We start from the raw sequence: 9,168 nt of genomic DNA on the forward strand, positions 1-9,168 counted from the left end.
CCAGCGGCGTCAACCGTGCCGACGACGTCAACTCGGCGCCCCCCGCGCCCCCCGGCAGGAAGCTCAGCTGGCCGGCTGCCATCGACACCATCTGCACCAGGAACGTCCAGGCCCAGTCGATATGCTGGCCCAGGCCCTGAACGACCAGATACAGGATGCTGTAACGCACCAGCCAGTGTGTGCAGCAGAGCAGGAACACGCCGAGCAGCAACCAGCGCGGCAGCCGCAGGGTTTCCATCAGTGAGTTGCGGAAGTGGAGCAGGCGGCGGGCGAATCCGAAGCGCGATCTGCGCTTGACGTTGAGCTTGGCCAGCCAGCGTCCGGTGATATGCATCACCCTGGAGTAGTTGCTGAGCGTCAGCCAGAGCATGGCAAGCGCGGTGAGCAGCAGGAGCGTGGGCAGCCCAACCAGCCAGCCGAGCTTCAGGTCCACCGCCTCGATCAGCACGTAGAGGGCCACGCCGATCAGGCCCGAGAGGAAGAACAGCAGGTCGGTCAGCTGGTCGACGGCGAAGATGGCGGACGCCTGCGCCGGACGGACACCGCGCCGGGCCAGCAGGCCGAGCAGGGTCAGCGGGCCGCCCGTACCCCCCGGCGTGGCACAGATGGCGAACTCGGTGGCCATGACGATGGAGAAGGCTCGGATCTGGGAGAGCTTTCCCGCGCGCCTGGCCAGCAGCAACCTCAGCCGCAGGGCATTGACGTTCCAGCAGATCACGATCATGCCCATCATCAGCAGCAGCTGCGAGGTGGGAAAGCCTCGCAGTTCGGTGACGATGCCGCGCCCGCCAATCAGGATGGGTATCGCCAGCGCTGCCACCAGGCCCAGCGCCAGTAGCCACAGGATGCGCTTCATGCCGCGGAGCGATCCTTGTCCGCCGGTCCGGCGAAGTTGTCCTGGGCGAGATCGGGGGCGGCCTGGTCGAGCCAGGCCTGCTTGGTCAACGGTTGTCGACCCACCTCCAGCAGATGCTCGACGAGATGCAGCCAGTAGTCATGGGAGGCGCGATGGCGCATATCCACGGGATGCAGAGCCAATCGCAGCAGTGCCGCGTGCTGGAAGCGGCGGTACTGGAGCGCGCTGACCACTCTCGACATGCCGCGGCGCCAGGCGCTGCGGGCGCTCCAGACGATGCTGGGCGCAGCCAGCGACGACAGCGATGGCAAGCGATAGAGGTGTTGCAGGTCGCTGGTGTAAGTGAACGGGCGTTCCTGCAACGCCTTTCGGGTCCCTTCGCTCATCAACCAGGCGGGGGCGACGAAGCCGCCATGCGGCCAGCCGCAGGCGTCGAACTGGGACATGCCCTCATCGAGCAGGGCGCCGGCGCGCGCCTGGTCGAGAGTGTAGAACTCGCCCTCCCAGGTGTAGATTCGGCGCATGTAGAAATCCCGCAAGGAGCGGGGTGCCGGCGCATCGTCCCGGTGAAAGTAGCCATGCAGCGTCAGTTCGTCGCCCCGCTCCAGGCGATCATCGAGAACCCGGCGCAACGTGTCGCTATCGCGGCACTTGCCCCGGCCATGGAAGTCGGGGACGACGAGCCAGGTCATTGGAATGCGCTGACCGAGCCGTTCGCCGAGACGGTCGATCGACTCGACGAACGGTTGATAATCGGACCAGGTTTCGGGGGCGATGTCGTGGAGTACCAGCGAGAAATGTGACTTATCCATGCTGGGAACCCTGCTGGGCTTCTCCTGCACCTTCGGTGGCGCTGGTCAGCCGTCGATAGTGAGAGAGCAGGCCGTCGATGACGACATCCCAGTCGTGGTTGCGCTCCACGTAGCGTCGCGCGCGGCGCCCGGCTTGGGCGGCATCGTGATTGGCGAACAGTTCCTTGACCGCGCGTGCCATGTCCGCGGGCGAATGGGGTTCGCTCAACAGGCCGCAGCCCAGCGGCACGTTCTCGGCCAGTGCACCCGCCCGGGCGGCGACCACGGGGATGCCGCTCGCCATGGCTTCCAGCGCCACCAGGCCGAAGGTCTCCTGGGTGCCAGCGTGAACCAGGGCATCGCTGGAAGCCAGCCAGCTCGCGACCTCTTCGGTCGGCGTATAGCGGTCGATCACGCTGACATTGTCCGGTACCTGGCTGGGCATGCTGGGGCCGACCAGCAGCAGGTGGTAGCCCTTGCCCAGCAGCCGGGCGGTTTTCAGCAGGTCGTGGAGATTCTTCTCGCGTGAACCCCGGCCGACGAAGATCAGCAGTTTCGTGGTGTCGTCGAGATTCAGCCGCTCACGTAGAGCCAGGTCCCGACGGCTCGGGTGGAACGTCTCCAGGTCCACGCCCAGCGGCTGGATGGCAACCCGCTCGATACCGAGTCGGGTCAGGCGCTCGGCCATGACCCGGCTCGGCGCGAGGACCTGATCGAAGCGGCGATAAAGCTGGTGGACGTAGCGCTCGATCAGCTTGTCGGTGCCACTGCCCAGCCGGTTGCTGATCAACCGGGGCAGGTCCGAGTGGTAGAAGCCCACCACCGGCACGTCCAGCTTGCGTCCGGCGCGTAGCGCCGCCCAGGCGGTGACATAGGGATCGCCGGCTTCGATGATGTCCGGTGACAGGCGCACCAGCTCCCGTTCCCAGCCGCGACGACGCAGGGGAAATCGGTAACCTTGGCTGAACGGCAACGGCGGGGACGGAACCTCGTGAATGCCGTTGTGGGTGAAGAGCTGGGAACCGGGGATGAGAAGGCTGCAGGTGACGCCAGGCAGCTTGGCGAGGCGCCGATGCTTGGCATCGAGATAAGTACGGACCCCACCACTGGCGGGGGCATAGAACATCGTAACGTCGGCAATGTGCAACGAGCCGCTCCTCTTGAAGACTTCCCTGTCGATACGGCGCATTCCTGAGAATGGCGATGACTACATTGCAGTATATCTTTTTACTGCCACAGGGCGTTCACACCAAAGTGGTAGCCTGCCGCCGCCGCTTCCGGCGCCGGCAGGCCGTTACCGCGTTCACTCGGCGGGCGCGGCCACCAGCGAGCGCGTCGCTTCACGGGCTTCGACGAGCTTGACGCGCAGTGAGCCGCCGAGCTGATAACGCAGCTCACCGTCGATCCGGATGCGGCCTTCCTTGTCGTCGATCGCCATCTGGTTGCGGTCGCTGTGAATCAGCGGCGCCGGCACGAAGGCGGTGGCGCCGTTGGCCGTCAGACGGACGCGCATGCCACCACGGCGGATGTCGATGATATCGGCGTCGAAAACTTCACCCTTTTCGATGGTGGCGCCCAGATAACGCACGTAAAGCCAGTCTTTGACGTCACGCTCGGCCATTCGGTTCAGTCGGCGACGTTCGGTCAACTGCTCCGTCAGCTGCTGGCTGGCCTCGGCCGGCGCCGCTTCGGACTTCAACACCCGCTTGATCAGGCGATGATTGACCATGTCGCCGTACTTGCGGATCGGCGATGTCCAGGTGGCGTAGGCGGGAAGCCCGAGGCCGAAGTGCGGCCCCGGCCGGGCCGACATGTTGGTGTAGCCCTGGAAGCGCCGCAGGCGGGCATCCAGCCAGGCGTCCTCACGCGCGTCCAGCGTCCGGCGCAGCTCCTTGTAGCGCGGCAGCTCGGCGAGCTGCTCACGCTCGACGGCGATTTCCTGGGTGGCCAGGAACTCGACGGCCTGGTCGATCTTCTCCGGCTCGAAGGCGTTGTGGACGTTGAAGATACCGTGGCCGATCTCCTTGGCCAGCAGGTCGGCGCAGCAGGCGTTGGCAACGATCATCGCCTCTTCGATCATGCGCTGGCCGATGCGACGCTCTTCGATGACGATGCCCAGCACATTGCCGGCGTCGTCGAGGTCGAACGCATAGTCCGGACGATCCTTGAATACCAGCGTGTTGGCTTCCCGCCAGGCCGCGCGGGCCCGGGCGAGGTCGGCCAGCGCCTCGAGCTGCCCGGCGATGGGCGCAGCCGGCGCCTCGGCGCCGGATCGCCCCTCGATCCAGTCGGAGACATCGTCGTAGGCCAGACGGGCCTGGGAGCGAATCGTGGCGGCGAAAAAGCGGTACTCGCCCAGCGTGCCGTCGCGGCCGACCTGCAGCCGGCAAGCCAGCACCGGGCGATCCACGTCCGGCTTCAGCGAGCACAGGTCGTCGGCCAGCGCTTCCGGCAGCATGGTGATGTTCTGGCCCGGCAGGTAGACCGTGAAGGCGCGGGTGCGGGCCTCCTTGTCTGCCGGATGGGACTCGTCCACATAGGCGGTGGGGTCGGCGATCGCCACCGTCATCGTCCAGCCGTCGTCGGTCGCTTCGACCCGCAGCGCATCGTCCATGTCCCGCGTCTTCTCACCATCGATGGTGAAGACCGGCTCGGCGGTCAGGTCCTCGCGCCCCAGGCCCTCGTCCTGCAGCGGCCACGCTTCGGCCGCTGGCGGACACTCCTGTTCGAGCGCGTGGCGTGCCAGGGTGACGCGCCACGGCACCGCCGGGTCGTCGCTCTTGACCACCAGCTCGTCGATCTGGGTGAAGAACCCCCTGTCGTCGGGGCGCAGCGGATGGCGAATCAGGCGCGCGACGACCCAGTCGCCGTCGGCGATGTCGGACTCCTCCAGCGAGCGCTTGAGGCGTGCCTTCAGCGACAGGTTGATCGAGGGGTGGTCCGGAATCACGGCCAGGCGGCCGTCGCGTTTCTGCACGCGAGCCACGAAGCGATCCAGCGATGCCTCGATCAGCGTCTCGGGGTCGGCCTGTTTCTTGTCGCCATCCTCCTTGATCACCGCTTCGATGCGGTCGCCGTGAACGACCTGCTTCATGGCGGGGGGCGGAATGAAGTAGGAGGTGCCGTCTTCGGCTTCGAGAAACCCGAAGCCCTTGTCGGTGGCCTTGATGGTGCCCTGGACACGCGGCGTGTTGGCGCGGATGTCCTGCTTCAGCTGGGCCAGAAGAGAGTTGTTCTGCAGCATCGGATCGGATCGGTCGGTGGACGAGAGCGACACTATACGGATTCCGGGTTGGCCACGCCAATCGCACGCGGCCCCTCGAGGTAGCGTCGACCGGGACGCTCTCGGCGACGCGGGGAGGTGCGACCAAAGTCGTCCCCCACGGGGCTGGTGAATTGGTATTCGACTGGTTATGTTGGTGGTATTGAACTGGTATCAGTCAACGTCACTTTGGAACCGACCTTCATGGCACCGACGCTATCCCGGCTCAAGCTGGATGCCGCCCAGTCGACCCCGCTCTATCGCCAACTGGCTCAGCAACTGGTCGAAGCGATCGAGGCGGGGGACTGGGAGACCGGCGAGGCCTTGCCCTCGGAGCGGGTCCTGGCGGAGTCGCTCAGCATCTCGCGGATCACCGCGCGCAAGGCGCTCGACCGACTCGTGGCACTGGGGCTGATTCAGCGCACCCATGGCTCCGGGACGTTCATCGCGCCGCGACTCAACCAGTCGCTGACACGTCTGACCAGCTTTACCGAACTGCTGGTTCAGCGCGGTCATCGGCCCAGCTCGCGCTGGCTGAGCCGCTGCTCGGGGACGCCCACGGTGGAAGAGAGCCTGCGTCTCGGCTTGAGTGCGGACCACCAGGTCTCGCGGCTCAAACGCCTGCGGTTGGCGGACGATGTGGTCGTCGCAGTCGAGGAGAGCTGCCTGCCGAGCCGGGTCCTGCCCGACCCGGAGAGCGTCACCCATTCGCTCTATCGCCATCTCGACGATCTGGGTACGCCGATCGTGCGGGCCCTGCAGCACGTCTCGGCGGTCAACGCCGACGCCGAGCTGGCGCAACTGGCGCAGGTGCCGCCGTCCCAGGCGCTGTTGATGATGACGCGCCTCGGCTATCTGGCCGACGGCCGCCCCGGGGAGCTGACGGTGACCTACTGCCGCACCGACTACTACGACTTCATGGTGGAGTTGACCCAATGAGATCGCGCGAACGGGAGACGGCATGCTCTACGGCAATATTCTGACCCCCCGGGGATGGCGACTGGGCACGCTGGAGTGGCGCGATGGCCGGATAGCCGCCATCGGTGGGGAGCCGGTCGATCCCACGACCAACGCGCATCCCCGGCTGCTGCCGGGGTTCGTCGCCCTGCACGTGCACGGCGGCGGCGGGGCGGACGCCATGGAGGGGGGCGATGCCGCCGCGATCATGGCGCGAACCCATGTCCGTTTCGGCACCACCAGCCTGCTGGTGACCACCATGACGGCACCGCTGCCCGATATTCGTCAGGCGCTACGGGACATCGCCCGCACCATGGATCGACCGCCGGCCGGGGCGGCGCGGCTGCTGGGCGTCCATCTCGAGGGACCCTATCTCAATCCCGGCAAGCTGGGCGCGCAGCCCCCGTATGCCCACCCCGGCGCGATCGCGGACGTCGAGGCGCTGATGGAACTGGCGCCGATCCGGCTGCTGACGCTGGCGCCCGAGCTTTCGGGCCATGCCGCGCTCATTGGCCAACTCCGCGAGCGCGGCGTCCGCGTGCAGATGGGGCATACCCTGGGCAGCTACGAGGAGGGCGTGGCCGGACTCGAGCATGGCGCCCACGGCTTCACCCACCTGTTCAATGCCATGACCGGGCTCCACCATCGCAAGCCCGGCATGGTCGGGGCGGCACTGGCGCACGCCGACTATGCCGAAATCATCCCCGATCTGCTGCATGTGCATCCCGGCGCCATTCGTACGGCACTGCGCTGCATTCCCCATCTCTTCGGCGTGACCGATTCCACGGCCGCCGCCGGCATGCCCGATGGCGAGTACCGTCTCGGCGAGCAGCACGTCACCAAGTGCCTGGGCGGCGTTCGCCTGGCCGACGGCACGCTGGCGGGCAGCACGCTGACCATGGACCAGGCGTTGCGCAATCTGGTCCAGATCGGTCTCGAGCTGGACGACGCCTCTCGGCGGTTGTCGCAGTATCCCGCCGATTTCCTCGGTGAGAGCGAGATCGGACGGATCGAGATCGGCTGTCGGGCCGATGTCGTGGTCATGGATGCCCGCCTTGAGATCGATGCCGTCTACGTCGGAGGCGAACGGGTCCACCGCCCCTCGTCGGCCTCGGACGACCCGACCACACCCCAGGCGGCCGGCGCGTCGCAGGAGAGAGACCAATGTCGTTGATGCTTCAAGAGGCGCAGAGCGCGCCGGATTGCCTGCGAGCCCAATGGCGGGCCAACGCCGCCATCCTCTCCGAGCTCGGCAGCGCCCTGCGCGGGGCGGACCTGCATGGCGCGCTGACGGTGGCGCGGGGCAGCTCCGATCACGCCGCTGCCTACTTTGCCTATCTCGGCATGAAGCACCTGGGTCTGCCGATGGCCTCGGTGCCGCCATCGTTGACGACCGTCGCCGACACGCCGTGGCGGGTTCGCGGGCAACTGGCGGTGGCGATCTCGCAGTCCGGCGCCAGCCCCGATCTCATCGCGACCCAGCGGGCCCTGGTCGATGGCGGCGCGTTAAGCGTGGCGCTGGTCAACACGCCGCACTCGCCGCTGGGCGAGACTTCGGAGCACGAGATCGCGCTACACGCCGGCGTCGAGAAGAGCGTCGCCGCCACCAAGAGCTATCTGGCCACGCTGGCCGCCTGTGCGCACCTGATCGGGGCCTGGGCGGAAGACGACACACTGCTGGCGGCGTTGAAAGCGCTGCCGTCAGCGCTCGAGACGGCGGCGCAGCAGGAGTGGCAGCCGGCGGTGGATGCGCTGGTCGATGTCGACAGGATGCTGGTCATCGGCCGCGGCGTAGGCCTTGCCGTGGCCCAGGAGGCCGCGCTCAAGTTCAAGGAGACCTGCGCCATCCAGGCCGAGCCGTTCAGTGCCGCCGAGGTTCGTCACGGGCCGATGGCGCTGATCGGCCCGGGCTATCCGGTCCTGGTCCTCGCGCCACCGGGGCCGGACCAGCCCGGGTTGCTGGAGCTGGCCGAGTGGCTGGAGAGCATCGGCGCCAGGGTGCTGCTGGCCGCCGACGAGAGCGTCGGGTCGCGCCAGTTGACGCTGGTCGATGCCGGTCATGACGACCTGCAGCCGCTGTCGGTGATCCAGAGCTTCTACGTGATGGCGGCCAGGCTGGCCGTCGCCCGTGGCGGCGATCCGGATCAGCCTCGTCACCTGCAGAAGGTGACGCGAACGCTGTGAGTCGTCGGTGATGTCTTGCGTTGCCGCGAATCGCCGCCTGACCTGAATGGCAGCACGTGGCGAATCGGTCGGGATTGGAACAACAACAAGTCGGGAGTCTTCATGTCATCCACATCACGGTTTCTCTGCGCCCCGCTGCGCGGGGTGGTGGTTCCACTCGGCGACGTGCCGGATCCGGCCTTCGCCGAAGGCGCCCTGGGGCCAGGGGTCGCCATCGACCCGTTGGACGAGACGCTGCATGCGCCATTCGACGGCGAGGTCATCCAGTGCGCGCGGACCGCACATGCGCTCACGCTGCGCGACGATCACGGCCATGAATGGCTGTTGCACATCGGCATCGATACCGTCGACCTGGGCGGAGAGGGATTCGAGCTGCTGGTCGCGACCGGCGAGCGTGTCTCCGTCGGCGATCCGCTGTGCCGGTTCGATGTCGACGGGCTGTCCCGGCGTGCCAAGGCCCTGGTCACACCGATCGTGGTGACCAACGCCTCCGACCTCGCCTTGGAGACGCTGGTCAAGCCGGGGACGATCGTCGACAAGGGCGAGGTGCTGCTGCAGTGGCAGGCACCGGTCCCGGCGGCGGAGACCGCCGGTCGGGAGGTCTCCACCCAGGCGTCCGCCCGCGGAGAGGCAACGATCGCTGCCGCCCACGGCCTGCATGCCCGCCCGGCGTCGAGGCTAAGGTCGATCGCCCAGAAGCACGACGTCGAACTGAGGCTGGCGCGAGACGACGAGGCCGGTAAAGACCGATCCGACGTCGACGGCGCGAGCGTCGCCAGCCTGAGCGCGTTGCTCAACCTGGGCCTGATCCGGGGCGACCGGGTTCTGGTCACGGCTTGCGGAGCGGCGGCCCAGGCCGCGGTCGACGCGGCCGTCATGCTGCTGGAGACGCCCGAGCACGATGCCGGTCGGGCCGATGTTTGCGCCGGCCCGAGCGTCGTACCCGCCGCGGAGGCGACGCCGGGCACGTTGAACGGCCTGCCGGCGAGCCCGGGCCTGGCTGTCGGCCCGCTGGTCCGCTACCGGGCCGCACTACCCAGCGTTGCCGACACCGCCGACGACCCCGAACGGGAGCGAAGGGCGCTGGCCGCTGCCGTGGCCGAGGTGGATGCTGACCT

At 67.5% G+C, this 9,168-nt stretch carries 8 protein-coding genes; 4 read left to right on the forward strand and 4 right to left on the reverse strand.

What is annotated here, in order from left to right; translation table 11 throughout:
* From gpgF to AC3AYF_RS09210, 4 genes are all read right to left on the reverse strand, one after another.
* Nucleotides 1-856: glucosaminyl phosphatidylglycerol flippase (gene gpgF, locus AC3AYF_RS09195; protein ID WP_487779649.1), on the reverse strand; the 856-nt coding region annotated here is incomplete at its 3' end.
* Nucleotides 853-1,668 carry an N-acetylglucosaminyl phosphatidylglycerol deacetylase gene (gpgD, locus tag AC3AYF_RS09200; RefSeq protein ID WP_487779650.1) on the reverse strand — a complete coding sequence of 272 codons (816 nt, stop codon included), beginning with the start codon at nt 1,666-1,668 and terminating at the stop codon, nt 853-855. The genes gpgD and gpgF, both read right to left, overlap by 4 nt.
* Nucleotides 1,661-2,794, reverse strand: coding sequence for an N-acetylglucosaminyl phosphatidylglycerol synthase (gene gpgS, locus AC3AYF_RS09205; protein ID WP_149436653.1), 1,134 nt, complete (start codon nt 2,792-2,794; stop codon nt 1,661-1,663). Before gpgS ends, gpgD begins: the two co-directional genes overlap by 8 nt.
* A gap of 156 nt (nt 2,795-2,950) precedes the next feature.
* Entirely contained in the window at nt 2,951-4,891 is a 1,941-nt protein-coding gene (locus AC3AYF_RS09210) for an exoribonuclease II (protein WP_487779651.1), read from the reverse strand.
* 222 nt (nt 4,892-5,113) lie between these two features.
* On the opposite strand from AC3AYF_RS09210, the gene AC3AYF_RS09215 reads away from it, so the two are divergent.
* The 4 genes from AC3AYF_RS09215 to AC3AYF_RS09230 form a co-directional block, all read left to right on the forward strand.
* Complete coding sequence (locus AC3AYF_RS09215; RefSeq protein WP_149436655.1) at nt 5,114-5,848, forward strand: GntR family transcriptional regulator; 735 nt, start codon at nt 5,114-5,116, stop codon at nt 5,846-5,848.
* Nucleotides 5,849-5,870: 22 nt separating this feature from the next.
* Complete coding sequence (gene nagA, locus AC3AYF_RS09220) at nt 5,871-7,040, forward strand: N-acetylglucosamine-6-phosphate deacetylase (RefSeq protein ID WP_487779652.1); 1,170 nt, start codon at nt 5,871-5,873, stop codon at nt 7,038-7,040.
* Nucleotides 7,031-8,050, forward strand: a complete 1,020-nt coding sequence (locus tag AC3AYF_RS09225) for an SIS domain-containing protein (protein WP_295035085.1) — start codon at nt 7,031-7,033, stop codon at nt 8,048-8,050. Before nagA ends, AC3AYF_RS09225 begins: the two co-directional genes overlap by 10 nt.
* Nucleotides 8,051-8,152: 102 nt before the next feature.
* A partial coding sequence (locus tag AC3AYF_RS09230; RefSeq protein ID WP_295035141.1) for a glucose PTS transporter subunit IIA occupies nt 8,153-9,168 on the forward strand: 1,016 nt, incomplete at its 3' end.

The organism is Salinicola sp. (assembly GCF_982684285.1).